This is a genomic window from Bradyrhizobium sp. YCK136 (genome assembly GCF_044570075.1).
GTDB lineage: Bacteria > Pseudomonadota > Alphaproteobacteria > Rhizobiales > Xanthobacteraceae > Bradyrhizobium > Bradyrhizobium diazoefficiens.
Window position 1 is genome coordinate 8,479,932 of sequence record NZ_CP172424.1, and the last position, 25,554, is coordinate 8,505,485.

24 protein-coding genes are annotated in these 25,554 nt (G+C 64.6%); 9 read left to right on the forward strand and 15 right to left on the reverse strand.

Annotation, left to right across the window (positions count from 1 at the left end):
• Nucleotide 1: 1 nt before the first annotated feature.
• Entirely contained in the window at nt 2-2,689 is a 2,688-nt protein-coding gene (locus ACFLEY_RS40945) for an EAL domain-containing protein (RefSeq protein WP_211434495.1), read from the reverse strand.
• Nucleotides 2,690-2,891: 202 nt separating this feature from the next.
• Between ACFLEY_RS40945 and ACFLEY_RS40950 the strand changes: the two genes are divergently transcribed.
• The gene (locus tag ACFLEY_RS40950; protein WP_060910265.1) at nt 2,892-3,995 is read left to right on the forward strand and encodes an NAD(P)/FAD-dependent oxidoreductase; all 1,104 of its coding nucleotides are present in this window, start codon (nt 2,892-2,894) and stop codon (nt 3,993-3,995) included.
• 222 nt (nt 3,996-4,217) lie between these two features.
• Here ACFLEY_RS40950 and ACFLEY_RS40955 read toward each other — a convergent pair whose 3' ends face one another.
• Nucleotides 4,218-4,400, reverse strand: coding sequence for a YdcH family protein (locus ACFLEY_RS40955; protein WP_008131172.1), 183 nt, complete (start codon nt 4,398-4,400; stop codon nt 4,218-4,220).
• Nucleotides 4,401-4,728: 328 nt separating this feature from the next.
• Here ACFLEY_RS40955 and ACFLEY_RS40960 point away from each other — a divergent pair, with 328 nt between their 5' ends.
• The 3 genes from ACFLEY_RS40960 (at nt 4,729) to ACFLEY_RS40970 (ending at nt 5,563) form a co-directional block, all read left to right on the forward strand.
• On the forward strand, nt 4,729-4,935 hold the full coding sequence (locus tag ACFLEY_RS40960) for a YdcH family protein (RefSeq protein ID WP_011089847.1): 207 nt from the start codon (nt 4,729-4,731) through the stop codon (nt 4,933-4,935).
• Between the two features lie 141 nt (nt 4,936-5,076).
• Entirely contained in the window at nt 5,077-5,289 is a 213-nt protein-coding gene (locus ACFLEY_RS40965) for a hypothetical protein (protein ID WP_396604416.1), read from the forward strand.
• A gap of 22 nt (nt 5,290-5,311) precedes the next feature.
• The gene (locus ACFLEY_RS40970) at nt 5,312-5,563 is read left to right on the forward strand and encodes a hypothetical protein (RefSeq protein WP_011089849.1); all 252 of its coding nucleotides are present in this window, start codon (nt 5,312-5,314) and stop codon (nt 5,561-5,563) included.
• A gap of 108 nt (nt 5,564-5,671) precedes the next feature.
• Here ACFLEY_RS40970 and ACFLEY_RS40975 read toward each other — a convergent pair whose 3' ends face one another.
• Nucleotides 5,672-6,379: a GGDEF domain-containing protein gene (locus ACFLEY_RS40975; RefSeq protein WP_171901201.1), complete on the reverse strand. Its 708-nt coding sequence runs from the start codon at nt 6,377-6,379 to the stop codon at nt 5,672-5,674.
• 142 nt (nt 6,380-6,521) lie between these two features.
• Here ACFLEY_RS40975 and purE point away from each other — a divergent pair, with 142 nt between their 5' ends.
• On the forward strand, nt 6,522-7,010 hold the full coding sequence (gene purE / locus ACFLEY_RS40980; protein ID WP_011089851.1) for a 5-(carboxyamino)imidazole ribonucleotide mutase: 489 nt from the start codon (nt 6,522-6,524) through the stop codon (nt 7,008-7,010).
• Nucleotides 7,007-8,113, forward strand: coding sequence for a 5-(carboxyamino)imidazole ribonucleotide synthase (locus tag ACFLEY_RS40985; protein WP_211434111.1), 1,107 nt, complete (start codon nt 7,007-7,009; stop codon nt 8,111-8,113). Before purE ends, ACFLEY_RS40985 begins: the two co-directional genes overlap by 4 nt.
• A 96-nt stretch (nt 8,114-8,209) precedes the next feature.
• On the opposite strand, the gene aqpZ is transcribed toward ACFLEY_RS40985, so the two are convergent.
• Nucleotides 8,210-8,932, reverse strand: a complete 723-nt coding sequence (gene aqpZ, locus ACFLEY_RS40990; protein ID WP_211434110.1) for an aquaporin Z — start codon at nt 8,930-8,932, stop codon at nt 8,210-8,212.
• 261 nt (nt 8,933-9,193) lie between these two features.
• Here aqpZ and rpsU point away from each other — a divergent pair, with 261 nt between their 5' ends.
• Together rpsU and ACFLEY_RS41000 are read left to right on the forward strand one after the other, a co-directional pair.
• Nucleotides 9,194-9,490, forward strand: coding sequence for a 30S ribosomal protein S21 (gene rpsU / locus ACFLEY_RS40995; RefSeq protein WP_011089854.1), 297 nt, complete (start codon nt 9,194-9,196; stop codon nt 9,488-9,490).
• 237 nt (nt 9,491-9,727) lie between these two features.
• Nucleotides 9,728-10,378 carry a tetratricopeptide repeat protein gene (locus ACFLEY_RS41000; RefSeq protein WP_211434109.1) on the forward strand — a complete coding sequence of 217 codons (651 nt, stop codon included), beginning with the start codon at nt 9,728-9,730 and terminating at the stop codon, nt 10,376-10,378.
• Between the two features lie 21 nt (nt 10,379-10,399).
• On the opposite strand, the gene ACFLEY_RS41005 is transcribed toward ACFLEY_RS41000, so the two are convergent.
• The 11 genes from ACFLEY_RS41005 to ACFLEY_RS41055 form a co-directional block, all read right to left on the reverse strand.
• The gene (locus ACFLEY_RS41005) at nt 10,400-11,305 is read right to left on the reverse strand and encodes a hypothetical protein (protein ID WP_211434108.1); all 906 of its coding nucleotides are present in this window, start codon (nt 11,303-11,305) and stop codon (nt 10,400-10,402) included.
• Between the two features lie 94 nt (nt 11,306-11,399).
• The gene (locus ACFLEY_RS41010; protein ID WP_028173024.1) at nt 11,400-11,684 is read right to left on the reverse strand and encodes a cupin domain-containing protein; all 285 of its coding nucleotides are present in this window, start codon (nt 11,682-11,684) and stop codon (nt 11,400-11,402) included.
• A gap of 90 nt (nt 11,685-11,774) precedes the next feature.
• On the reverse strand, nt 11,775-12,872 hold the full coding sequence (locus ACFLEY_RS41015; protein ID WP_011089858.1) for a calcium:proton antiporter: 1,098 nt from the start codon (nt 12,870-12,872) through the stop codon (nt 11,775-11,777).
• A 49-nt stretch (nt 12,873-12,921) separates the two neighbouring features.
• Nucleotides 12,922-14,343 (reverse strand): sodium:proton antiporter, encoded by a 1,422-nt coding sequence (locus ACFLEY_RS41020; RefSeq protein ID WP_249163268.1) that lies wholly within the window; start codon nt 14,341-14,343, stop codon nt 12,922-12,924.
• Between the two features lie 10 nt (nt 14,344-14,353).
• The gene (locus ACFLEY_RS41025) at nt 14,354-15,151 is read right to left on the reverse strand and encodes an alpha/beta hydrolase (RefSeq protein ID WP_060910261.1); all 798 of its coding nucleotides are present in this window, start codon (nt 15,149-15,151) and stop codon (nt 14,354-14,356) included.
• A gap of 213 nt (nt 15,152-15,364) precedes the next feature.
• Nucleotides 15,365-16,762 (reverse strand): NAD(P)(+) transhydrogenase (Re/Si-specific) subunit beta, encoded by a 1,398-nt coding sequence (locus tag ACFLEY_RS41030; RefSeq protein ID WP_011089861.1) that lies wholly within the window; start codon nt 16,760-16,762, stop codon nt 15,365-15,367.
• Between the two features lie 39 nt (nt 16,763-16,801).
• Complete coding sequence (locus ACFLEY_RS41035) at nt 16,802-17,119, reverse strand: proton-translocating transhydrogenase family protein (protein ID WP_011089862.1); 318 nt, start codon at nt 17,117-17,119, stop codon at nt 16,802-16,804.
• Nucleotides 17,120-17,130: 11 nt separating this feature from the next.
• Nucleotides 17,131-18,258 (reverse strand): Re/Si-specific NAD(P)(+) transhydrogenase subunit alpha, encoded by a 1,128-nt coding sequence (locus ACFLEY_RS41040; protein ID WP_060910260.1) that lies wholly within the window; start codon nt 18,256-18,258, stop codon nt 17,131-17,133.
• A 137-nt stretch (nt 18,259-18,395) separates the two neighbouring features.
• Nucleotides 18,396-18,548, reverse strand: coding sequence for an aa3-type cytochrome c oxidase subunit IV (locus tag ACFLEY_RS41045; RefSeq protein WP_008136857.1), 153 nt, complete (start codon nt 18,546-18,548; stop codon nt 18,396-18,398).
• A gap of 141 nt (nt 18,549-18,689) precedes the next feature.
• Nucleotides 18,690-21,656 carry a cell division protein gene (locus tag ACFLEY_RS41050; protein WP_211434107.1) on the reverse strand — a complete coding sequence of 989 codons (2,967 nt, stop codon included), beginning with the start codon at nt 21,654-21,656 and terminating at the stop codon, nt 18,690-18,692.
• A 149-nt stretch (nt 21,657-21,805) separates the two neighbouring features.
• Entirely contained in the window at nt 21,806-23,773 is a 1,968-nt protein-coding gene (locus ACFLEY_RS41055) for a M3 family oligoendopeptidase (RefSeq protein ID WP_011089865.1), read from the reverse strand.
• Nucleotides 23,774-23,900: 127 nt separating this feature from the next.
• Between ACFLEY_RS41055 and ACFLEY_RS41060 the strand changes: the two genes are divergently transcribed.
• A complete protein-coding gene (locus tag ACFLEY_RS41060; RefSeq protein WP_060910259.1) occupies nt 23,901-25,400 on the forward strand; it encodes a sigma-54 dependent transcriptional regulator in 1,500 nt (499 codons plus the stop codon).
• Nucleotides 25,401-25,554 lie beyond the last annotated feature (154 nt).

The window sequence follows — 25,554 nt, forward strand, 5'->3', positions numbered from 1 at the left end:
ACTAGCCGGTCTTGAGCGCAAGCTCCATGGCTTCGGCGCGGCCGACGAGGCCGGCATACTTCCCGATCGGCAGTGGCTTGCCGAGCAGGTAGCCCTGCACGCCGTCGCAGCCCTCCTTGGCGAGGAAGGCGAGCTGGTCGAGCGTCTCGACGCCCTCGGCGATGATGGACATTTCGAGGCCGTGGCCGAGATCGATGACGGCGCGCACGATCGCCGCCGATTGCGGGTTGCGGCCGAGATTGATGATGAAGGCGCGGTCGATCTTGATCTTGTCAAACGGAAACGCCTGGAGATAGCTCAGCGAGGAATAGCCGCTGCCGAAATCGTCCATGGAGATGCGCACGCCGAGCGCCTTCAGCCGGCGCAGCAGCGCCAGGCCCCGGTCGAAATCCTCGATCAGCACGCCCTCGGTGATCTCGAGTTCGAGCCGGCCGGGCGCCAGGCCAGTTTCGATCAGGATCGAATGGACCAGCCCGACCACGTCGCCGTGCATGAACTGCGCCGGCGACAGATTGACCGCGACCTGGAGCGGCTTCGGCCAGGACGCCGCCTCGCGGCAGGCCTCGCGCAGGATCCACTCGCCCATCTCGACGATCAGGCCGCTCTCCTCGGCGATCGGGATGAATTCGGCCGGCGAGACCTGGCCACGCACCGGATGCTGCCAGCGCGCCAGCGCCTCGAAGCCGATGATCTCGCTCTCGGCGACGCTATGGCCGGCGGCCCCCTGCGGCTGGAAGGCGAGCGAGAGCTCGCCGTTCTTGATCGCCATCGACAGGTCCTGATGCAGCACGCGGCGATCGCGGATCTGCTGGTCCATCTCCGGTTGGTAGAGGCTGATCGTGCCGCGCGATTTCTGCTTGGCGCGGAACAGCGCCGCACCGGCATTGGCGAGCAACGAGGCGCCGTCGGCGCCATTGTGCGGGAAAATCGACATGCCGGTGGTGGCGCCGGCACGGACTGGCCGGCCGTCGATCTGGAATTCCCGCGCGACGGCTTCGCCGAGCTGCTGCGCCAGCGCAAGACCCGCCTCCGGCTGCTTGCCGTCGATGATCAGGCCGAACTCGTCGCCGGACAGGCGCGCCACCACGCCGCCGCGCGCGGAGTCCTGGAGCCGCTGGGCCACCTCGATCAGGAGCTTGTCGCCGAGCGCATGGCCGAAGACGTCGTTGACCTCCTTGAGGCCGTCGAGATCAACGCAGAGGACGGCGAACTCCTCGCCGGTGCCTTCGCAGGCCTCGATCATCTGGGTCAGCGCCTGCAGGAAGGCGGCACGGTTCGGCAGATCGGTGAGGCCGTCGTGATAGGCCATGTGCGCCATGCGCGACTCGGTCTGCCGGCGGTCGGTGACGTCTTCGTGGGTCTTGATCAGGTATTGCGGCTCGCCGGCATCGCTGAGCACGGTGGCGCGCCGGGTCAGGAACAGCCGCAGGCCGTCCTTGGTGGAGATCGGGTGCTCCTCGGTGATCATCCCGCGCTTCTTGATCGCAGCCTCGTCGCGCGCGATGATCAGCTTGGCTTCCTTGGGATTGAAGATGTCGGACGCGGTCAGGCCCGTGGCTTCCTCGCGCCTGCGGTTGAGGATCGTCTCGGCGCTGCGGTTGGCGAGCAGATAGCGGCCGTCCTTGACCTGCTCGACGATCAGCGCCACCGGGATGTTGTCGACGACGAGCTCGAGGAATTTCTTGGTGCTCTCCAGCTCCTGCGACAGTGAGCGGCGGTCGGTGATGTCCTCGAACACGAGCATCAGGAATTCGGGCTTGTTGTTCTCGTTGCGGACCACGATCCGGATCGAGGCAACCATGCGCCGTTCACCGCCGCGGTCGACCTCGAACTCATTACGGAACTGGCCGTCCGGCGAATTGAGCGCCGCCCGGTCGGTCGCCTCGATGCTGGCCGCTGAGACGGGGGCAAACAGCTCGCGCGCGTTCTTGCCGACGACCTGGTCCCGCGTAAACCCCCAGAACCGCTCATAGGCGGTGTTGGCGAAGATGTAGCAGCCGTCCTCGATGTTCTTCGCGGCAACGCAGGCCGGCACGTTGTCGAGCACCGTTTCCAGGAACTGCTTGGTCGAGGCGAGCTGCCGCGACAGCCTGCGCTCCTCGCTGACGTCGAGATGCGTCGCCACCGAGCCGCCGTTCGGCAGCACGAAGTATTTTACCAGGATGGCCCGGCCGTCAGGCAGTTCGGTGATCAGACCGTTGCCGCTTGCCGCCTTCTCGTAGAATTCCTTATCGGAGACGCCACCAAGGACCCCGCGCTTGCGCCGCAGCTCGAGGATGTCGTGGCCGTTCATGTCGGCCCACAGATCCGACCGTGACAGGCCATAGATCTCGAGATAGCGGTCATTGCAGAAGATGACGCGCCGCTGCGCATCGGTCATCACCACGCCCTGGTTGAGATTGTTCATGGCGGAGGAGACGAAGGCGTTGCGCCGCAGCTGCAACCGCCTGGTCCGGCGCAGCGCGGAGTGGATCCACAACGCGATTGCCACCAGGAACGCACAGACGACGATGCCCCCGATCAGGGCTTCCCAGATCAGGTTGGGATCGAGGTTGTCGAGCGAGCTCGGCGGGGCGAAGCTGTCCGACAGCGCAAAGGCACGCGCAGGCGCGACCGTGCCGATCAGGCACACAACGGCCTGCACAGCAATCAGAATCGTGCTGTCCGCGTGCCAGTTCTTCTCAGCCATCAGCCACCCGCGATTTCAACGTCGGATTGTCTGGCCTCACGGGTTTGGATCGGGTAAACGCCTGTACGCGCAACAGAAAAATGTCACGTTAAATACGGCAATTGCCCTGACATGATAAATGCTTCCTTAACGGAAAATGACCCCGCGCCCTCGTTCCCGGGCTTGATGCCACCGGCGCTTCCAGCGGACCTCCTGCACAACCATGGATAGGGTCGACTGCATCGTCATCGGAGCCGGCGTGGTCGGGCTCGCGGTGGCTCGAAGGCTGGCCCAGGCCGGGCGCGAGGTCATCGTGCTCGAGGAAGCCGAGGCCATCGGCACCATCACCTCCTCGCGCAACAGCGAGGTGATCCATGCCGGCATCTACTACCGCGCCGGAAGCTGGATGGCGCGCATGTGCGTCAGCGGCAAGCACGCGCTCTACCGCTACTGCGGCGAGCGCGGCATCCCGCACAAGAATTGCGGCAAGCTGATCGTCGCGACCAATGCGAAGGAAACCGAGAAGCTGCAATCGATCAAGGCGCACGCCGAGGCCAATGGCGTGCTCGACATGCAGTTGCTCACGGGCGAGGCCGCACGCGCGCTGGAGCCGGCGCTCGCCTGCGACGCCGCGCTGCTCTCGCCCTCGACCGGCATCATCGACAGCCACGCCTACATGCTCTCGCTGCGCGGCGAGGCCGAGGAAGCCGGCGCGGCCTTCGCGTTTCACACCCCGCTGATCCGTGCCAAGGCGGCCGCCGGCATGATCGAGGTCGAGGCCGGCGGCGAGGCACCGATGGCGCTGCAATGCAGCCTCCTCGTCAACGCTGCGGGCCTCGCGGCGACAACGGTGGCGCGCAATATCGACGGCATGCCGCTGGACCGGATTCCGCTGGCCTATCTGGCCAAGGGAAATTACTTCAGCTGCAACGCCAAGGCGCCGTTCTCGCACTTGATCTATCCGGTGCCCGAGCCCGGCGGCCTCGGCGTGCATCTGACGCTGGACATGGCGGGGCAGGCGCGTTTCGGCCCTGACGTCGAGTGGATCGAGACGATCAACTACGAGGTCGATCCGTCACGCGCCGAGCGCTTCTATCCGGCGATCCGGAGATACTGGCCGACGCTGCCTGACGGCGCGTTGATGCCGAGCTATTCGGGCATCCGCCCGAAGATCGTGCCGCCGGCGGTCGCCACGCAGGATTTCCTGATGCAGGGTCCGCGCGATCACGGCGTGGCAGGCCTGATCAACCTGTTCGGCATCGAATCGCCGGGACTGACGTCCTCGCTCGCGATCGCCGATCACGTCGCCGAGCTCGCAAATATCTAAAGCGTCTTCAAGCGAAGCGGATACCACTTCGCGCAAAGAAGAAAACGCGTCCAAACAAGAAGCCGGAGCTATTTCCGTTCCGATTCCGTCGGAACGGAAATAGCTCTGGACGCCGCGCAAATGTCCTTGCGCGGCTTCGCATCTTCCAACAGGGATGAGCGCAACAGCACTCACCCCTGCCTGAAGGGGTACGATCAAACTCTACGCTGAATACGGGGTTTACTAGTGAAGCGTGTCGCCAGTGTGCTTCAGACGCTCGATCTGGTCCTTGACCATCAACTTCCGGCGCTTCAACTCAACAATTTGCAGGTCGTCTGTTGAAAGGTGCACGAGAGCTTCGTGCAATTCGTTTTCGAGAGTTTTATGCTTCCGTTCCAATTCAACCAGATGTGCCTGAATTGTCATTCGAAACCTCCTCGGTAGGGGTGACCTTGGATTCAATCCGGACGACGAAGTGTACATCACCGATTCGTTCTGTCGATGGATATCCGTCGTCGTCGTGTCATTTTTGAAAATTCATATGTAGCGAAGCGTGAGTAAGGAACCGCGCTGGGAAAAATCCATGATATCAATGCGCTTGCGCAGCGCCGCAGCGAACCGTCGAAATATCTTGCGAGAGATCGGTGAGCGACGGCCCGAGATCGCTTGCGGTCACGGCGCGCAAGGACGATAATTTCCACAGGGCATCCACAGCCTTAATCTCACGACTATCGGTTTTTCGGCCACCGCAGACATGACCCATGAAGACGAGAGCGAACTCGAAGCCGAGCTCGCCCGGTTGCAGCAGGAACACCGAGATCTCGACGCGGCGATCGATGCACTGCATCAATCGCCTGCCCCCGACCTATTGCGGTTACAGCGGCTGAAGAAGCGCAAGCTGTTGTTGCGCGACCGCATCGCCTTCATCGAAGACCAGATCACGCCCGACATCATCGCCTGATCCCCAGCGGGCTTTTCGCGGCGGGGCGAGCCGGGTGAATCCTCTTGACTCCAAAAGAACAAAATAGGAACATTCAGGCACCAAACGCCCCCAGGAAACGCCCCAGAGAAACGCCCAAGGAACCTAGCAAGGACAACGCAGATGTCGGCAACCGCCCTTTTGGACAACAGCCATTATGAACAGGCCTGCGATCGGGCGATCGCGTTGTGCGACGGCAATCTGCGCAGCACCATCAAGGCGCTGATCATGGCCAACGAATATCTGGAGGCGGAGCTCGAGGAATTGCAGGCGGCGATTTCAGCCGGCTGCATTCCGGAGACCTCTCGCAGCAAGGCGCGGAGCAGCGCCGCCTGATGTTGATGATCGGAGCAACGCCATGTCGGACGTCACCTACTACGTTGCAATGCCCTTCCTGATCGATGACGACGGATCGCCGGTCGCCGGCGCCGCGGAGGAATGTCAGTCCTCGACGGCCGCGCTGCGGCGCGCCGAAATTCTGGCGCGCGGCGCCGGCCACATCGGCGCGGTCGCATTTTGCCGCAGCGGCGATCCCATGACCGGCGAATTCGGCGACGCGACGCTGCTGCGCAAATTCGGCAACGTGCCGGAAGATCTGGCCACGTTGTAGGGCATTTATTGTTTGAGCATGATCTCCGCGCAAACGCGTTTCGCATTTGTCGCGAGGAAAATCGCTGCACACTTTGCGCTAGCGCGGCCCTTCGGGTCCGGATCATGCTCAGTTGCTGACCAGCCTGATCCGCGGCTCGTGCCGCCGGCGCGCCTTGCGCACATACATTGCGGCATCCGCCTCCTCCAAGGCGCGGCCTGCGTCGGAATGCGCCCCCAGCAACGCGACGCCGGCGGAGGCGCCCGCGGTCACATTCTGGCTGCGGAAGACGAAGGATAATTCGTCGATCGCCTGCTCGAAGGCCGCGGCCTTCGCCTTGGCATCGGTCTCGTTGAGATTCCACAGCAGCAGCGCGAACTCGTCGCCGCCGAGCCGGCCGACTACGTCGGAGGCGCGGACCTGCCGCGTCAGCGCGCCGACGATCGCCTTGAGCACCTCGTCGCCGGCGGCGTGGCCGAAGGAATCGTTGATAGGCTTCAGCCGATCGACATCGAGCACGATCAGCGCGCCGGTGGCGCGATAGCGCTTCATGTAGGCGATGGCGCGTGTGAGCTCGCGCTCGAAGCCGCGCCGGTTCGGAATCTCGAGCAGGAAATCGGTGTCGGCGGCAGCTTCCAGTTCCGCGACCCGCCGCTCCGCCGCCTTGAGCTTGCTCCGCAGCCCGCGGATGATCTTTGCACTGTCCTTGGTGCCATCAAGCGACGCTCCGCGCTGCGGCGGCTTGGCCGGACGCTTGGTGGCAGGTTTGGACCGGCTGGCGCTGATTTTCCGGCCCTTTTTGGCCTTCGCAGCGCTCGCCCTTTTTGGTTTCTTCATGGGCATCCTGCTCAATGAAGGCTTGCGGGGATTCACCAAGACAGGATAGTGCATTCCCTTCTCCTTGCCACCGCCTTGCGAGCCGCCGGTCGGAACCGTTAATCTGGCCTATGTTTCTGTTTTCCCGAGCACAATTAACGTCATGACCGCGCCGATCGCCATCATCATGGGAAGCCAGTCGGACTGGGACACGATGCGGCATGCCGCCGACACGCTGGAGGCGCTCGGCGTTGCCGCCGAGACCCGCATCGTTTCGGCACACCGCACACCCGACCGGCTGGTCGCTTTCGCCAAGGGCGCGAAGGCGGCGGGTTACAAGATCATCATCGCCGGTGCGGGCGGCGCTGCACATTTACCGGGCATGGCGGCGGCGCTGACGGAGCTCCCGGTCTTCGGTGTTCCCGTCGAATCGAAGACGCTCAAGGGCGTCGATTCGCTCTATTCGATCGTGCAGATGCCCGCGGGCATCCCGGTCGGCACCCTTGCCATCGGCAAGGCCGGCGCGATCAACGCGGCGCTGCTTGCTGCCGCCGTGCTGGCGCTGTCCGACCCAGCCTTGTCCGACCGCCTCGCCGCCTGGCGCAAGGCACAGACCGAGGCGGTCGCCGAGCGCCCGGAGGACAAGGCGTGACTGACGCAAAGCAGGTGAAGCTGAAGCCCGGCGACACCATCGGAATCCTCGGCGGCGGACAATTGGGGCGGATGCTGGCCATGGCCGCGGCGCGGCTCGGACTGCGCTGCCAGGTGTTCTCGCCCGATCCGGACTCGCCGGCCTTCGACGTCGTGCTGAACGCGACCTGCGCCGAATATGCCGACGTCGAGGCGCTCGAGCTGTTCGCCAACGACGTCGACGTCATCACCTACGAATTCGAGAACGTCCCGGCGGCCGCCGCGATGGTGCTGGACGCGCGCCGCCCGGTGTTGCCCAACCGCAAGATCCTGGAGACCACCCAGGACCGGCTCGCCGAGAAGGATTTCGTGACGCGGCTCGGCATCGGCACCGCAGCCTATGCCGACGTCACCTCCGTCCCCTCGTTGCGCGAGGCGATTTTAAGGATCGGTCTTCCGGCCGTGCTGAAGACCCGCCGCTTCGGCTATGACGGCAAGGGCCAGGCCATCATCCGCGCGGGCGACGACATCGCCAAGGTCTGGACCAGCCTCGCCACCAAATCGGCGATCCTGGAGGCCTTCGTGCCGTACGAGCGCGAGATCTCCGTGATCGCCGCGCGCTCGGTCGCGGGCCAGGTGGAATGTTTCGACGTCACCGAGAACGAGCACCGCGACCACATCCTGAAGATATCGCGCGCGCCCGCGCCGATCCCGGACGCGCTCGCCGAAGAGGCGCGCAGCATCGCAAGCAAGATCGCAAGCGCGCTCGACTATGTCGGCGTGCTGGCGGTGGAGATGTTCGTGCTCGCCAATGGCACCGGACCAAAGGTGTTGGTCAACGAGATCGCCCCGCGCGTGCACAATTCCGGACACTGGACACTCGACGGCGCCTCCGTCTCGCAATTCGAGCAGCACATCCGCGCCATTGCCGGCTGGCCGCTCGGCAAGCCGGTGCGCCACGGCGAGATCGTCACCATGACCAATCTGATCGGCGACGAGATCAGCGATTACGAGAAGTGGCTGAGCGTTCCGGGCGCGACCATCCACATCTATGGCAAGGGCGCACCGCGCCCCGGCCGCAAGATGGGCCATGTCACCGAGGTCCGGCCGCCCCGGGACAAGTGACGGGACCGCGGCAACCGCCGCGATCCCTTGCCGATTGGATTTTGTTTTGACGCGTTGTCTTGACGCGAACCGGTATCCACTTCGCTCGAAAACGCTCTAGGCCGCCTTCGCGCCTGCGACGACGCCGGTGGGCTCCTCGCTGAGCCAGCGATAGATCACCCCGCCAAGCGCGCCGCCGATCAGTGGCGCGACCCAGAACAGCCAGAGCTGCGCCATCGCCCAGCCGCCGACGAACAGCGCGGGGCTCGTGCTGCGCGCCGGGTTCACCGACGTGTTGGTGACGGGAATGCTGACGAGATGGATCATCACCAGCGCAAGCCCGATCGCGAGCGGCGCGAAGCCCGCGGGCGCGCGGCCATGGGTGGCACCCATGATGATGAACAGGAACATCATGGTCATCACCACCTCGGTGAGGAAGCAGGCCATCATGCTGTACTGGCCGGGCGAATGCGCGTCGTACCCGTTCGACGCGAAGCCCTTGGTGACGTCGAAGCCTGGGGCGCCGCTGGCGATGATGTAGAGCAGTTCGGCGGCAACGATCGCACCGCAGACCTGCGCAATCACGTAAGGCAGGATCTGTCCGGCCGGAAAGCGCCCGCCGGCGGCAAGGCCGACCGTGACGGCCGGATTGAGATGACAGCCCGAGATGTGACCGATCGCGTAGGCCATGGTGACGACGCTTAAGCCGAAAGCCAGGGACACGCCGACCAGGCCGATTCCGACCTGCGGGAAACCGGCCGCGATCACCGCGCTGCCACAACCTGCGAATGTGAGCCAAAAGGTGCCGATGGCCTCGGCAGCATATTTCTTCATATCCATGTGTCGTCCCCTCATTTCAAAGTTTCCGGAACAAAGCTCCGGTCGCCGCCCCGCCAAAGGCACCAAATCTCCCAAATCGGGGCCGCACAGAGGTATTTTCGCCCCATTTAATGGCTGAACTTGGCCCGAAAACCCGCTTGGCAGGTGGACATCCAGGGTTTTGTCTGATACATCCGCGCGCTCAAGGCTAAGGGCTTGTGCGTTTTGCCATCCCCTTTGACTTATCAGAATTCAAATCCGATCCACTGAAGAGGATGCCGCGTGCAGGTTCTCGTTCGCGATAACAATGTCGATCAAGCCCTCAAGGCGCTGAAGAAGAAGATGCAGCGCGAGGGTATTTTCCGCGAGATGAAGCTCCGCGGTCACTACGAAAAGCCCTCCGAGAAGAAGGCCCGCGAAAAGGCCGAAGCCGTGCGCCGCGCGCGCAAGCTGGCCCGCAAGAAGCTTCAGCGTGAAGGCCTGCTGCCGATGAAGCCGAAGCCGGTATTCGGCGCTGGCGCCGGTGGTGAGCGCGGCGGCCGTGGCGGCCCGGGTGCTGGTCCGCGCGGACCGCGCTGATTTGCCGAATTTGTAAGACCTCAGTTTTCGATAACGCGGGCCGCTGGCCCGCGTTATTGTTTGTGAGCGGTGCCTTTCTGGGACGGGGCACTACCGATGCGGCGCTAAAGCGCGACGAGGTTGGTCGTCGCGCTTTAGATTGTTGTTTGAGCATGATCTTTTCGGAAAGCCGCGGCACACTTTGCGCTGACGCGGCCCTTCGGGTCCGGATCATGCTCTAGCGCGAGCGAACCGTAGATGGCCTCCCCTTTCCCCGAGCGTGGCTTGGCGCGACTGCGCCAGATCTGGCAGCAACCGTTCGCACTGGCCTTGATGGGGATCGCACTGTGCGGCTGCTCCTTCGATCTGGGATCGCTGATGCCGGAGAAGGAAAAGCCGCAGGAGGCCCCCAAGGCGGCGGCCGCCACGGAGAGCGCGGTCAGCCCTGGCAACGTCACTGAGGCCCAGACCCACACCGCAAAGGCCCAAGCCCTGGCCAAGTCAGGCGAGACGGCAGCAGCGCTCGACGAATTCAATCGCGCGGTCGGGCTCGATCCCTACAACGCGCAGGCGCTGTATGGTCGCGCGCTGATCTACCAGGGCAACAACCAGCACGATTTCGCCGTCGCCGATTTCACCGCCGCGAGCGGGCTCAACCCGCAAAAGGCCGAGCCCCTGCTCGGCCGCGCCATCAGCCATCTCGCCCTCGGCAAGATCAAGGAGGCTACGGCCGATCTCGACGAGGCTTCCGAGGCCGATCCGCACAATGCCCAGGTCTGGACCGCGCGCGGGCAGGCCTATGAGCGGCTGGGTGACAAGGCCAAGGCGGCAGCGTCCTACACCAAGGCGGTCGCACTTCGTCCGCGCGACGATGCCGCCCGCAGCGGCCTCGCCCGCGTCGGCGGCTGACAGCGCGGCGCAAGGGCCGTCTTAGTCGGGGGTGGCGCTCTTCGGCAGAACGGCGTGGAACATCGACTTGACGCCGGACAGCATCTCGTCGGCGACATTGGTCTTCTTCGGCCGCGGCACGGACACACCGGCATCGGCATCGGCACGCAGATCGAGCGGAGGCGCGATCACCGGCACGGGAATGTCAGCCGGCGGCGTGATCCGATTCGGGTCGTCATTGCCGACCGAGGCCGTGTAGGACGGCGACGAACCGCCATTGCCATACGGCTCGGGCGAGGGCGTGGACACCGTGATCGGCGGCGGCAGCGGACGGACCGCGGACGGCTCCGTCGTGACGACACGCGGGGCCTCGGGGACGCGGGTGGCCTCGCGCACCGCGGGCTCGGGGGTCCGCTCGACCGGCTTGGTCTCGGCGGCTTTGGCTTCGGCAGCCTTGCCCTCAGGCGACTTGCGAAGACGCTCGATGGCGGCACGCGCCAGATCGTTGGCGTCGGGGGCCGCAGCCGGGGACGCCGCCGCCGGCGCAGAATTGGCCTCCACCACCGGGGCGGTAGCTGCCGGGATCGACTTCGCGGCCGCTTTCTCGCGCGCCGGGGGGCGGCCATGCGAGGTGGTGTCGGCGGGAGCGACGTCCGCAGCCTTGGTCTCAGGCTTGTCGGCGGGCTTCTCGGCCGCAGCCTTGTCCGTCGCAGTCTTCTCGGAAACGCTCTTTTCGGAGACACCCTTGGCCTTGACGCCGGGCGCCGGCAGGTTGGCGACGTCGGCGGGCTTCCCGTTCTTGCCAGCCTCGGCGGGTGCCACCACGGCCGTAGGGGTATCGGCCGCCGGCTTGGCGTTGATGTAGTGATTAACGATGTACGCCCCGATGATCGTCGCGAGCACCGAGGGGAAAATATCCATCGAGATTTTAGCGAGGTATTTCAGCATTTCTCGGCCGCTCCCCGCGCGATCTGATGCGGGAACTTTGGGGCATTGTAAGGGATCAACTGCGACGGATCGATGGCAAACGGTAACGCCGGACTTACAGCTTCAGCTCGATCTCAAGGAACACGATCTCAGTTGAGGTTTCGTTAAGTACGTCGTGTTGGACGCCGGCTTTGCGGAAGTAGGATTTTCCGGCCGCAAGCTGCGCCTTGGAACGCTCGCCGCCGGGGGCCACGATGGTCATTTCGCCGGCGACGATGGGAACAATCACATAGTCCATCCCGTGGGTGTGATGCCCGGTCGCGCTGCCCGGGGCGAGCCGCCATTCGGTCACCCGGACCTCTTCGTTGTCGATCTGAACCTCGGACTTGGCGGCAAGCATCGGGAACTCCTTCAGGCATGATCCGGAAAAGTGTGGGGCGGTTTTCCGGAAAGACCATGCTCAAACAATAACCAGAAGCGCGACCGCGCTTCAGGGCACGAAAACCATGAACACGTAGACGGCAAATACCACCATATGGACCAGCCCGAACAGGACATTGGTCCTGCCCGTGCCGAAGGTCAGCATGCTCAAAAAGAAGGTCAGGAGCAAAAGGACGCTGCCCTGGGCGCTGAGGCCGAGTTCGAGCTCCTTGTCGAAGGCGTAGGTAGCGATGCCGACGGCCGGGATGGTGAGACCGATGGTCGCCAGCGAGGAGCCGAGGGCGAGGTTGATGCTCTTCTGGAGATCGTTCTTGCGGGCCGCCGCAATGGCCGAGACACCTTCGGGCATCAGGATCAGGAGCGCGACCAGAAGGCCGGCAAAGGCCGGCGGCGCGCCGATCCTGGCGGCGACGGCATCGACCACGAGCGAGAATTTCTTGGCCAGCAGCACGACTGCCAGGAGCGAGACCAGGAGCAGCCCCACGGTGAGCGCGAGCGCCCCGGCCGACGGGTGCGCCTCCCCGCCCTCGCCCTCCGCCCGTTCATGAACGAAGTAGTCCTTGTGCAGGACGGTCTGGGTGTAGAGAAACACCGCGTAGAGCGCGAGCGTCACCACGTCGACGAAGCCGAGCTGAACCGCCGAATAGACCGGGCCCGGCGTGGTGGTGGTGTAATTCGGCATGATCAGCGTGATGGTCGCGAGTGCGAACAGGACGCTGAGATAGACGTTGGCCCCGGAGAGCTGAAAACCCTGCTCGCGATAGCGCAGGCCGCCGATAAAGATGCAGAGCCCGACGAGACCGTTGCAGACGATCATGACCACGGCGAACACGGTGTCGCGCGCCAGTTCCGGCGCCGGCTTGTCGCCCAGCATGATGGTGGTGATCAGGGCCACCTCGATGATGGTCACCGAGAGCGTCAGCACCAGCGTGCCATAGGGCTCGCCGACCCGTTCGGCGATCACTTCGGCATGATGAACGGCGGCGAACACCGTGCCGAACAGGATGACCAGTAGGACGATCGCGAAGACGAGCCCGCCCAGCGAGAGCGTGAAGACGTAGCCCGTCGCACTGACGGCCGCAAACAACAGCACGGCCAGCGCCGGGAAGATCCAGGCCGACCGTGGCATCGGATTATGCGCGCTCATCCACCAGCTCCAGTTGTAGATCCGAGCAGTAGCAAATCGGCCGGCAGATTCAATGCCAGTGCAGGAACGGCGCGACCGGCAGGACGGTCAGCAGCAGGAACAGCGGGATCAGCACGGCGCCGGCGCGCAGGAGATAGCCGAAGAAGCTCGGCATCTCGACGCCGTTCTCGCGGGCGATGCTGGCGACCATGAAGTTCGGCGCATTGCCGATATAGGTGAGCGCCCCCATGTAGACCGCGCCCATGGAGATGGAGGCGAGCGTGCGCGAGAGCGCATGCATCAGCACCTGCGGGTCGCCGCCGGCGAGCTCGAAGAACAGCAGGTAGGTCGGCGCATTGTCGAGGAACGCCGACATCACACCCGTGAACCAGAAATAGGCGACCTCGCGCGGCGTTCCGTCCGGTGCCGTGACGGCGGACAAAAGCCAGGCGAAGGCGCCGTGGTGCCCGGCATCGAGCATGGCAATGACCGGGATGATGGCGACAAAGATGCCCGCGAACAGCTTTGCGACTTCGCGGATCGGCTCCCAGGTGAAGCCGTTGGCCTGCCTGTGCTCGTCCGGCGTCAGCCACACCGACAGCGCCGCAATGGCCAGCAGCGCCACGTTGCGGGCGATGTCTTCCAGCTCCAGCCTGGTTCCGAGAATGTCGAAGGCAATGCCGGGCTTCCACATCGCCGAGGCCAGCAGGCTCGCGACGATGGCTGCAATCAGCACGAGGTTGACGAGGCCGCGGATCCGCACCGGCTTCAAAGGACCCGTGTCGCCGGGCGGCGGCTCGCTCCTGAAACGCCAGACGTCGACGGCGACGAAGATGACGAGCAGCAGTCCGGCAACGATCGTCGTCTGCAGCCAGATGTTCCGCGTGGTCCAGAAGAAGTCGACGCCGTGCAGGAAGCCGACGAACAGCGGGGGATCGCCGAGCGGGCTCAGCGCGCCGCCGACATTGGCGACCAGGATGATGAAGAAGATGACGACATGAGCGTTGCGGCGCCGCGGCCGGTTGGCCCGGATCAGGGGGCGGATCAGGATCATCGCCGCCCCGGTGGTGCCGACGACGCTCGCCATCAGCGTGCCGAGCGCGAGGATGCCGGCATTCGCCGCCGGCGTGCCCCTGATGTCGCCCGTGATGAGAATGCCGCCGGCCACGACATAGAGCGAGAACAGCAGCACGATGAAGCCGAGATATTCGGCGAGCATGGCGTGGACGAGTGCGGCCAGCGTCGCCATGCCTCCTGCGAGCCAGACCAGCGAGCCGAGTGCCAGCAGTGACCAGGCCGCGGCGATCTTGCCGTAATGGTGGTGCCAGAACTTTGCAAACAGCAGCGGCCCGAGCGCGATCGACAGCAGGAGACCGGCAAAGGGCAGTGCATAGGGCCAGCGCATCGCCGCGCCGTCGAGTTCCGTCGCGGCCCATGCCTGCTGCGGCAACAGCGCGAGGATCGCAGCGACGGACAGGTCGCCGCGCAGCATCACGAGCCGTCTAGGAAGCAATGAAGCGCTTTGCTGTTTCAATCGCACCGAAAGCATCAAGATTGTCGTGTCCGCCGCCCGCAAAGCGAACGAACTGCTTCGGTTCATGCGCGAGCGCGAACAGACGCTCTCCGAACATGATCGAAATGGCAAGGTCATTGGTGCCATGCATCACCAAGAGCGGCACCGTGACGCGCGCGATCCGCTCGTCGGAGCGAAACTGATCGCGCATCAGGAGGCGGACCGGAGCGAAGCGGAACGCCGCGGCAGCAACATCGACCGTCGAGGTGTACGGCGCCTCCAGGACCAGCTTGCGGACCGGATGTTCGGCGGCGATGGCGACCGCAACGCCCGTTCCGAGCGAAAAGCCCCAGGAGACGATTCGTTCCGCCGCGTAGCGCGCCGTCGTGAAGGCGTAGGCGGCCGCGGCATCGCGCAGCAGGCCCTCCTCGCTCGGCGCGCCGGAGGAGCCGGCATAGCCGCGATAGGACAGCGCGACGAGGCCGGTGCCGTCGGCGGTCATCGCCTTGAAGCGGCTGACGCCGCCCGCGAGAAAATCGCCGTTGCCCGGAAAATACAGAATCACGGGGCGGCCGGGCCTGGCCGGCACGTGCCAGACGATGACTTTCTCGGCATCGGACGTGGTCAGGACGTGCTCTTCCGCCTCAGGCAGGCCGGCGGCATCCGGAGCGGTGCGACCGACGGGTGGGATCGGAAACAGCATCTCGCGCTGCCGGACATACAGCACGACGAGACCGGCGCAATAGACGGCCGCGAGCAGGATGGCGATCCACTTGACGATGGTCATGATGATGCGGCCGGTCTCCGGCTCAGGGCTTGCGCCGGCTCCGCAGCAATTTCATGACGTCGAGCCGGATGCTCGCGGGAACGTCGCGGCAGCCGCACGCCGCCGCATGCGCGGCGTGCCATTTGACGCGCTACTCGCGCGTCGCTTTGGGTGGCATGCGATGAGACCGGTGCCATTCCTTGTTGATGGCCACGATCCGGCTTCCCTCGCGGGCTACATCGCCTTGACGATGTTCTCGGTGACCTTCTTGGCGTCGCCGAGCAGCATCATGGTGTTGTCGCGGTAGAACAGCGGATTGTCGATGCCGGCATAGCCCGAGGCCAGCGAGCGCTTGATGAACATCACGGTGCCGGCCTTCCAGACCTGAAGCACGGGCATGCCGTAAATCGGGGAGGTCTTGTCCTCTTCGGCCGCCGGGTTGGTGACGTCGTTGGCGCCGATCACGAAGGCGATATCGGCCTGCGCGAACTCGGAGTTGATGTCCTCGAGCTCGAACACCTCGTCATAGGGCACGTTGGCTTCGGCCAGCAGCACGTTCATGTGGCCGGGCATGCGGCCGGCCACGGGGTGAATGGCGTATTTCACCTCGACGCCTTCCTTCTTCAGCATGTCGGCCATTTCGCGCAGCGCGTGCTGGGCCTGCGCCACCGCCATGCCGTAGCCGGGCACGATGATGACCTTGGAGGCGTTCTTCATGATGAAGGCCGCGTCATCCGCCGAGCCGAGCTTGGCGGGCTTCTGCTCGCCGGTGCCGCCGCCGGCGGCAGCCGTCTCGCCGCCGAAGCCGCCGAGGATGACCGAGATGAAGGACCGGTTCATCGCGTGGCACATGATGTAGGACAGGATCGCACCGGAGGAGCCGACCAGCGCGCCGGTGATGATCAGCGCGGAGTTGCCGAGGGTGAAGCCGATACCAGCCGCGGCCCAACCGGAGTAGGAGTTCAGCATCGAGATCACGACCGGCATGTCGGCGCCGCCGATCGGGATGATCATGAGCACGCCGAGCGCCAACGCGAGGATAACGATCATCCAGAAGTCGAACGCGCTGCCGGTCAGCACGAGACCGACGATGAAGAACACCAGCGCCACGGCGAGCGCGATGTTGATGATGTGACGGAACGGCAGGATGATCGGCGCACCGCTCATCCGCGCGGACAGCTTCAGGAACGCGATCACCGAACCGGTGAAGGTCAGCGCGCCGATGGCGACGCCGAGCGACATTTCAACGAGGCTCTGGCCGTGGATGTTGCCGGGCGTCCCAATGTCGAACGCTTCAGGCGCGTAGAACGCGCCGGCAGCGACCAGCACCGCGGCCATGCCGACCAGCGAGTGGAAGGCAGCGACCAGTTCCGGCATCGAGGTCATCGGCACGCGGCGCGCGATGACCGCGCCGATGGCGCCGCCGATGGCGATGCCGACGATGACCAGCACCCAGGCCAGGCCGTCAGCCGGCGGATGGTTGGCGAGCGTGGTGGCGACCGCGATCGCCATGCCGATCATGCCGAACAAATTGCCCTGGCGGGAAGAAGCCGGGCTCGACAATCCCCGCAGCGACAGGATGAACAGCACCCCCGCCACGAGATACAAGAATGCAGAGAGATTGGCGTTCATCTCAGGTCCCCATTGATCCCTTCAGCCCGAGGTGGCCGCTTACTTCGACTTCTTCTTGTACATCGCCAGCATGCGCTGGGTGACAAGGAAGCCGCCGAAGATGTTCACGCAGGCGAAGATCAGCGCCACGAAGCCGAAGGCGCGTGCCCAGCCCGAGCCGCTCGAGACGTTCGCGACGCCGCCGGCGAGCAGCGCACCGACCACGATCACCGAGGAGATCGCGTTGGTCACGCTCATCAGCGGCGTATGCAATGCCGGCGTCACCGACCACACCACGAAATAGCCGACGAAGACGGCGAGAACGAAGATCGACAGCCGGAAGACGAAGGGGTCGACGACCTGTGCTGCATGCTCCATGGCGGCTCTCCTTAGACCTTCAGCTGGAAGTTCGGGTGGATGACAGCGCCGTCCTTGGTCAGCGCGGTCGCCTTGACGAGTTCGTCGTCCCAATTCACGGCGAGCTTCTTCTCCTTCTTGTCGACCATGGTCTCGATGAAGGAGAACAGATTGCGCGCGTAGAGGCTGGAGGCCGAGGCCGCGACGCGGCCTGCGACATTGGTGTAGCCGACGATCTTGATGCCATCGAGGTCGACGACCTCACCGGCCCTGGCGCCTTCGACATTGCCGCCGCGCTCGACGGCGAGATCGACCAGCACCGAACCCGGCTTCATCGACTTGACCATCTCGCCCGAGACGAGCATGGGCGCCGGCCGGCCCGGAATCAGCGCCGTGGTGATCACGATGTCCTGCTTCTTGATGTGCTCGGCGGTGAGCGCGGCCTGCTTGGCCTGGTACTCCTTGGACATTTCCTTGGCGTAGCCGCCCGCGGTCTGCGCGTTCTTGAACTCCTCGTCCTCGACGGCGAGGAACTTGGCGCCGAGCGATTCCACCTGCTCTTTCGTCGCGGGCCGTACGTCGGTCGCAGTGACGATGGCGCCGAGGCGGCGCGCGGTCGCGATCGCCTGGAGGCCGGCGACGCCGACGCCCATCACGAACACTTTCGCGGCGGGCACGGTGCCGGCGGCGGTCATCATCATCGGGAAGGCGCGGCCGAAGGCTTCGGCGCCCTCGATCACGGCGCGGTAGCCGGCAAGGTTGGCCTGCGAGGACAGCACGTCCATCACCTGCGCGCGCGTGATGCGCGGCATCAATTCCATCGCGAATGCGGAAACGCCGGCATCGGCCATCGCCTTCAGCGCGGCATCGTTACCGTAAGGGTCCATGATGGCGATGACGAGCGCCCCACGCTTGTATTGCGCAAGCTCCGATGCCTCGGGGCGCTTCACCTTGATGATGATGTCGGCGTCCTTCAGCGCGTCAGTGCTGACGGTGGCACCCACGGCGGTGAATTCGGAGTCCGGCAGCCCCGACTTGAGGCCGGCGCCCGGCTCGACGGCGATCTCGGCGCCGAGCGCTTTGAACTTCTTCACCGTATCAGGCGAAGCGGCAACGCGCGGCTCCGACGGATCGATTTCCTTGGCAACGGCGATCTTCATAGGCCCTCCGGCGGCGCGGGAAAAAGCGCGCACGCAAACTTAGCGTCACTCCCGCAACGTTGGATACCGGTTTTGGCACCGGTTTGAATGCAATTTTTATGGGCACCGACGGCGCTGTCGGTGCGGCAGACGATGGATCAGGTGAGGAAGATCGCCATCAGGATCACGATGAGCGCGACCGAGGCCGTGCCGTATTTCACCAGCTTGATGAAGCCCTCATAGGTCTGCTCGTGGGCAACGTAGTCGTTGCCGTCGGCAGTGGTGTACGCCACTTCGCTATGGTCAGCCATGGATTGTCCCCAGTCGAAAGTCGAATTCTGGGGCTGGGATACCTTAATCTTTCGGGCAGGGCAACGGCAGGCAAGCGCGGTTTTCCCGCAAATCAGGTCATTTGGAATTCCGATTGCCGGGAATTCGGGCTCTCGCGCCGCTCAGCCCTGATCGATCATCGTGGCGGTGACACTCACGGTCGGTCGCCGGGGCTCCGGAAGACCGAGCGCCGCGCGGACCGCGTCGATCGCCTTCTCGCCCGCCTCGGTAAATCGCGCCATGCGCGGATCCGTACCGGGACCGACCGCCACGGAATGGTCGCCGGCCAGGAAGCCATGGGTCATGTGGAACCCCAGCGCGCGATAGACCTCGAACTGCTCCTCCGAGAAGAACTGATCGCCGGTGGTCTCGTGGGGGAAGGTGTCGTTCCGCCGCGCATAGTCGCGGATGTAGTCGTTCTCGTCGCTGGAGAGCGAGGACTTGATATAGACGAGATAGCCCTTGTCATCGCCGCCATAGTCGATGCTGCCGATCGCCACATGGACGTGCGGGGCCTCGTCCGCGGCGCCGGAGGACGCTTGTGCGGACTTCCTGTCGGCGTTCTCCGCCATGATGGCGCGGGTGCGGTCGCGGATCGGCGTCCAGGGCAGATCGATCCGGACCCCGAGGTCGATGCGGGCATAGCGCTGCAGCTTCATCAGCGAGGAGAAATTCATCGGCGCGTCGGCTTCCGCGTCGACCGCGACGATCACCTTGCAGCGCCGGCGCAGCAGCTCGTAGACGCCGAGATTTTCGATGTGGCCGCCGTCGGTGAGATAAACGCCGTCGCTGTTCTCGTAGAGACGGCCTGAGATTTCCGACCACAGGAACAGCGGCGTGGAGCGGCGCTGCGGCCGGGCTGTGGCCTCGACATAGCGCGGGTTGTTCAGCCAGTAGCCCAGCCGCACGTTCAACAGCGCGAGCGTCGGCGTCAGCGCCTTGATCGAGTTCGAGCCCATATTCGACGACGCCGCCGCCCCCGATATCGCCATGGCGGTGGCAAGGTCGAGGCTTTGCTCCAGACGCTCGACCGCCGGCGTCCTGGCGTACCGCGTCGCCTCGCTGCCGACATAGAGCGGCGAGAAGACGAAGAAGTCCGCATTGCGGCCGCGCCGGTTGGCGAAGTCCGACCCCTGGATGTTGAGCGCCGTGTTGATGAGATGATAGGGCGCCCGCAGCTTCGGCGCGGCCGGCCGATCGGTCGTCGTGGCACCGTCGTCCGCGACCACGAAGAGCTCGCTCAACTTCATGCGATCGAGCGGCTTGAAATCGCGCCCCTGGTCGAGGCTCGCCTCGGCGCGCGCGATATTGCCGTCTGCGGAGCGGCCGGGGTCGAACAGGAAAGCCTTGCTCAGCCGATCGCGGTACAGACGGTGCAGCGAATTCGCATTCGGTGTCAGGGACCAGGAGATCGCAAACAGCAGCATGCCGACGAGCGTGTACAGGATCACCACGGGCAGGCTGTGCGCGTAGCCGGAGCCTCGATCCGTCCAATCGAATTGTCTTGCGACATTGCCCGCGGCAAATGCGAGCCACGCCGGAACGTGGGATACCGGCGTCAACCAGTCCGTCGTCGCCGTCGCTGCGGCAGCTTTTGGCGTGATCTCGGCCGAGAGGGTGCCGGCAGCCGCGTCGAACTCGATCTTGCCCGACAGGTTTGCCGACGCGGGCACAGTCGATTTGTTGGCGGCGAGACAGCCCTTCTGCGCAATTGCGGTCAGAGGCGCCTGACATTTTTCGATCGGATCGTTGGCGATACCCCAATAGGACAGATAGAGATAGGCGACCCAGATGATCAGCGGCAGCGCCAATCCGGCGATCCACAGCGCGACCTTGGCGATGATCGCGAGCACCAGCGAGCCCCATTGCGAGGATACGCTGTTGCCCTTCAGGAATTCGGCGAACTGCTGCCTGAAAGCCGTGACGAATATGCCGATCGGCGCGGCGAGCGCCGCGAGCGATTTGATCCAGGTGACGGCGACGCCGCCGACCGGCCCGCCGATCGTGTTGCTGTCGACGACATCGAACATCTGCAACAGCATGAAGGGCTGGAACTCGAAGAACGCGATCACGGCAAGCAGCACCAGGAAGGTCGCGCCGGCGGTCGGCCAATGCGAGCGAAACTCCTGGCGGTTCTCGGGACTTGCAAACGACTGCTTGAGCGCCCAACCGAAGAACAGGCCGATGCCGATGATCGCCGTTGCCAGCGTCAGCGCGAAATTCCTGATCTGAAGGACGCGGGCGAAGTCACACGCGATGCCGAGCAGGAATGCGATGCCCGCGGCATAGGTCCGGAAGACGGTCGGGCCGATGCCCCGCTCCGCGCGTGAGAGCAGATAGGCAATTCCACCGCAGGCAAGCAGCACCAGCGCAAAGATCGCGCCGATGGCGGCGAAACCGAAACGGTCCGCGATCCAGCCGAAATGGTGCAGCTCACATTGCGGCGAAGCGCCGTCGGCAAGATCGACACCGAAGAAGTTCGCGACCGTCAGGCAGCTCCGCAGCGGGGTCGACCAGATGGTAACGGCGGCGAGCAGCAGCACCGCCGGCAGCGTCAGCCCGATATTGGCGATCAGGCCGCGCGCCACGATCGCAATCCCGGTCAGGAGATCGCGGAAGCCAGCCGGGACCAGGTAGTTGGAGTAATTCCTGATGTGCCCGACCGACGGCGTGTCGCTGATCTCGCTGGCGGTCACGGTTTCCCCGGTCGGCCGCTCGCCGAACACGAAACGGCCTGTCACCGTCATGGTCGTGCTGAGCGAGGTGCCGATGTAGCCGCCGCCCGATACGGTGGAGAGATAGTCGATCCGTCCGATCAGATCGTGGTGGTTCAGGGCCTGGAGCACGCCGAGACACATGGCCGAGGAGCGGATGCCGCCGCCCGACAAGGCGAGCCCGACGACGTCGAGCATCTGGCAGGCGACGATACCGTCGGGGTCGATTTGCCGAGCCTCCTCGCGGCGCGTGTTGATGGCCTCGATCTCGTCGCGCACGATCTGCTGATGCTTCTCGCACCAGGGCGTTTCCTCCTCGAAGGCTGCGGCGTTCCGTGCTGCGCCAGGTCGCGGGACCTGTCCCTGGTCGGGCATGCGAGCCTCTCCCGAGCAACAAAAAGCGATCGGCAATCAAGAGTTGAAAAAATACATCAAGTATCTACAGGATTAGTCTCGCCTCCGGCGCGAACGTTCAACGCCGGCGCGGGAACCCGAGGCGGCCAGGCGCCCGCGCGCCCGACGCCTCAGCCCATCGCCTCCAGCTCGTCGATCATCCCGGCAATGACCGAAAGGCCGCCGTCCCAGAATTTGGGATCCTTGGCATCGAGCCCGAACGGCCGCAGCAGCTCGGAATAGTGCTTGGTGCCGCCGGCGGCGAGCATATCGAGATAGCGCTCGGCAAAGCCCTCGGCCGCGTTCTCGTAGACCGCGTAGAGCGAGTTCACCAGACAATCGCCGAAGGCATAGGCATAGACGTAGAACGGCGAATGGATGAAGTGCGGAATGTACATCCAGTAGTTCTCGTAGCCGGCCTTGATCTCGATCGCCGGCCCCAGGCTCTCGCCCTGCACCGACAGCCAGATCTCGCCGAGCCGCGTCGCGGTGAGCTCGCCGTTCTTGCGCTCGGTGTGGACCGCGCGCTCGAAGGAATAGAAGGCGATCTGCCGGACCACGGTGTTGATCATGTCCTCGACCTTGCCGGCGAGCAGCGCCTGGCGCTGCCTGGCGCTCTTGGTCTGCGCCAGGAGCCGCCTGAAGGTCAGCATCTCGCCGAACACGCTCGCGGTCTCCGCCAGCGTCAGCGGCGTCGGCGCCATCAGCGCGCCGTTCTTGGCCGCCAGCACCTGATGCACGCCATGGCCGAGCTCGTGGGCGAGCGTCATCACGTCGCGCGGCTTGCCCTGGTAGTTCATCAGCACGTAGGGGTGCGCCGACGGCGTGGTCGGATGCGAGAACGCGCCCGGCGCCTTGCCCGGACGCACCGGCGCGTCGATCCAGCGGTCGGTGAAGAAGCGCTCGGCGATGTCGGCCATTTTGGGCGAGAAGCCGCGATAGGCCGTCAGCACCATGTTGCGCGCATCAGGCCAGCCGATGACGTCCGTCGCCGCAAACGGCAGCGGCGCGTTGCGGTCCCAATAGGCCAGCCGCTTCTTGCCGAACCACTTTGCCTTCAGCGCGTAATAGCGATGCGACAGCTTTGGATAGGCCGCGCGCACCGAGGCCACCAGCGCATCCACCACCTCGCGCTCGACGCGGTTGTTCAGGTGGCGGGAATCCGCGACGTCCTTGAAGCCGCGCCAGCGGTCGGAGATGTCCTTGTCCTTGGCCAGCGTGTTGGTGATCAGCGCGAAAGTGCGCTCATTGGCCTTGAAGGTCTTCGCCAGCGCCTCCGCCGCGGTTTTGCGCTTGGCGCCGTCGCGGTCCTGCAACAAATTGAGCGTCGGCTCGATCGCGAGCTCCTTAGGCCCGACCTTGAAGCGCAGGCCGGAGATGGTCTGGTCGAACAGCCGGTTGAAGGCGGAATAGCCGGTCTGCGCCTTCTCCAGGAAAAGCTGCTCGAGCTTGTCGTCGAGCTGATAGGGCTTCTCCTTGCGCAGATCCTCGATCCAGGGACGGTAATGTGCGAGCTCCGGCGCCTGCATCGCACGGGTCAAAATATCGTCATCGACACGATTGAGCTCGAGCGCGAAGAACAGAAGATGGGTGGACGCCGCCGTCAGCCGCTCGGAGACATCGCCGTAAAACTTTGAAATCTTGGGATCAACGCTGTCGCCGGCATGGACGAGACCGGCATAGGAGCCGAGACGGCCGGCGAGATCGTCGATCGCCTCATAGCGTCGCACGGCCTCGGCGAGCCATTTTCCGCCATCTTCATTTGCTGTCCCTGTCGCGAGCTTGCCTTTGTAGTCGGTCTCGAACGCGACGCAATCGGCATCCATCCTTTCGAGATCGCGCGCCACTTCCGGCGCGTCGATCCCGGAATAGAGATCGGCGAGGTTCCATTCCGGAAGCCTGCCGGTCTTGCTCGCAGGCTTGGCTAGTGAAGACTTGGCGAGTGAAGACTTGGCGAGTGACGACTTGGAGGGCTTTGCCTTGACGATGGCTTTCTTGGCGGCGGATGTCCTGGTGTTCGGCTTGCGGAGAGCGGGTTTGCTGGGAGCGGGCTTCTTCAAGGCAGACTTTCCGAGAGCGGACTTGGAGCGCGAATTCATTTTGTGGGAAACCTGTGTTCAACAAGCGCGGCGGCGGGCGGGGGCATCAAGGTTTAAGAGTGCGTTAATCGGCTTCGGCCAGAGTGCCCCGATTCGAGACAGATAGTAGTAGCGTGCGGGGAACACCATGGCTGCCAGTATTTTGATCGCCGACGACGACGCTGTAGCCCGCCGGCTGATCGAGAACATGGTGCAGAAATGCGGCTATGAGACGGTCGTCGTGGACTCCGGCGATGCCGCGATCGCCGCCCTCACCGCCCTCGATGCACCCGCTATCGACGGCGTCATCCTCGATCTCGTGATGCCCGGCCTCGACGGCATGGGCGTACTGGCGAAGATCCGCGAAGCCGGCCTCAGCGTGCCCGTCATCGTGCAGACCGCCCATGGCGGCATCGACAACGTGATCTCGGCGATGCGCGCCGGTGCTGCTGATTTCGTGGTCAAGCCGGTCGGCATGGAGCGGCTCCAGGTCTCGCTTCGCAACGCGCTCAACGCCTCCGCGCTGAAGGGCGAGTTGCAGCGCATCCGTCACAGCCGCGAGGGCCGGCTGACCTTCTCCGACATCATCACCCGCGCCGAGGCGATGGCCGGCGTGATGCGCACCGCGCAGAAGGCGGCGAACTCCTCGATCCCGGTGCTGATCGAGGGCGAGTCCGGCGTCGGCAAGGAGATGTTCGCGCGCGCGATCCATGGCAGCGGCGAGCGCAAGGCCAAGCCGTTCGTCGCGGTCAATTGCGGCGCGATCCCCGACAACCTCGTCGAGTCCATCCTGTTCGGCCACGAGAAGGGCGCCTTCACCGGCGCCACCGAACGCCACACCGGCAAGTTCGTCGAGGCCCACGGCGGCACGCTGTTTCTGGACGAGGTCAGCGAGCTGCCGCTGGCTGCGCAGGTCAAGCTGCTGCGCGCGCTCCAGGAAGGCGCGGTCGAGGCCCTCGGCGGCCGCAAGCCGGTGAAGGTCGACGTCCGCATCATCTCGGCAACTAATCGCAGGCTGCTGGAACGGGTGAAGCAGGGACATTTCCGCGAAGACCTGTTCTATCGCCTGCACGTGCTGCCGCTGACGATCCCCTCGTTGCGGACCCGGCGCGAGGACATCCCGCATCTGCTCCGGCATTTCCTGGCGCGCTTTGCCGCCGAGGAGAACCGCTCCATCACCGGCATCAGCGGCGAGGCCGTGGCGCATCTCGCCCAGCTCGACTGGCCCGGCAACATCCGCCAGCTCGAAAATGCGGTGTACCGCGCGGTGGTGATGAGCGAGGGCGACCAGCTTGGCCTTGGCGATTTCCCGCTGCTCGCCTCGCAGCCGTATCCCGCAACCGAGATTCCGACCGCGCCGCTGATGCTCGAGCCGATCGCGGCGCCTTCCGTTGTGTCGTCGGGTAGCGAAATACCGATTGCGCCGCTCCCCTCAGTGGGAACTCTTCCCATGCTGACCGCGACCGGCGACGTCCGCCCTCTGGAGGACATGGAGAACGAGATCATCCGCTTCGCGATCTCGCATTACCGCGGGCAGATGTCCGAGGTCGCCCGCCGCCTCAAAATCGGCCGGTCCACGCTCTACCGAAAACTCGACGAGGCCGGGGTTCCCGGACATGGCGGGAAAAGCGGCGAGGAGACGCACTGAGCCTCATGCGAACGGAGGTTCGCGCGACGGCGCGAGGCGACTGTAAGCCGTTCGCATGACGACAGAATTCGACTGCGATTTGAACCGTGACTTGGAAGTGACAGACAGAGGGAAAAGCGCGCGGCAAAGGCGCACAATCCGTTGCCAAGAGGCT